The organism is Candidatus Planktophila sp. (assembly GCF_040402315.1).
Classification (GTDB): Bacteria; Actinomycetota; Actinomycetes; order Nanopelagicales; family Nanopelagicaceae; genus Planktophila.
Map to the genome: position 1 here is coordinate 2,842 of NZ_JBBAMU010000037.1, position 1,127 is coordinate 3,968.

1 protein-coding gene is annotated in these 1,127 nt (G+C 47.7%); it reads right to left on the bottom strand.

Features of this window, described 5'->3' with window-relative positions; translation table 11 throughout:
- On the bottom strand, positions 1-1,127 hold a 1,127-nt coding region (gene eno / locus AC9UEP_RS05440; protein ID WP_509544832.1), incomplete at both ends, for a phosphopyruvate hydratase.

The window sequence follows — 1,127 nt, forward strand, 5'->3', positions numbered from 1 at the left end:
GCATAGACCGCACCATCAGAAAGTTCCTCTTCAATGCGAAGAAGTTGGTTGTACTTAGCAACGCGCTCTGTGCGAGACGGAGCACCAGTCTTGATCTGGCCACAGTTTGTGGCAACAGCTAAATCTGCAATGGTTGTATCTTCGGTTTCACCTGAACGGTGAGACATCATGCTGCTGTAGTTAGCACGATGTGCCAGATCTACTGCATCCAGAGTTTCGGTTAGAGTTCCAATCTGATTTACCTTGACCAGCAGGGCGTTAGCTGTATTTGTATCAATTCCCTTAGCCAGACGCACAGGGTTGGTAACAAATAGGTCATCTCCCACAATCTGAATCTTTGCGCCAAGCGATGTTGTCATTGACTTCCAGCCTGCCCAGTCTTCTTCATCCAGTGGATCTTCAATAGAAACAATTGGGTAGGCGCTCACAAGCTCTTCGTAGTAAGCAATCATTTCATCGGATGTGCGAAGTGAGCCTTCGAACTTGTACTTACCGTTCTCGTGAAACTCTGTTGCCGCCACGTCCATTGCCAGTGCAATCTCTTTACCTGGTTTAAAGCCTGCTGCTGTGATTGCTTCAAGGATGAGATCAAGGGCTGCGCGATTGCTATCAAGGTTGGGCGCAAATCCACCTTCATCGCCAACGGAGGTTGCAAGTCCACGCTTTTTAAGTACTGCTTTGAGTGCGTGATAAATCTCAGCGCCCCAACGAAGTGATTCGCGGAATGTCTCTGCGCCAATGGGAGCAATCATAAATTCTTGGATATCAACGTTGGTATCAGCATGTGCTCCGCCATTGAGGATGTTCATCATTGGTACTGGGAGCACATGGGCATTTGGTCCGCCCACGTAACGAAAGAGTGAGAGATGTGAAGATTCAGCTGAAGCTTTTGCAACAGCAAGTGAAACTCCAAGAATTGCATTCGCACCTAAGCGTGACTTATTGGGAGTGCCATCGAGTGCGATCATCTCTGAATCAATCAGGCGCTGATCTTGTGAGTCATAGCCTTCGATTTCTGGTGCGATTTCATTGTTAACAAAATCAATTGCCTTCAGAACACCTTTACCCAGATAGCGCTTCTTATCGCCATCTCGTAGCTCTGCTGCTTCAAATGCTCCGGTAGATGC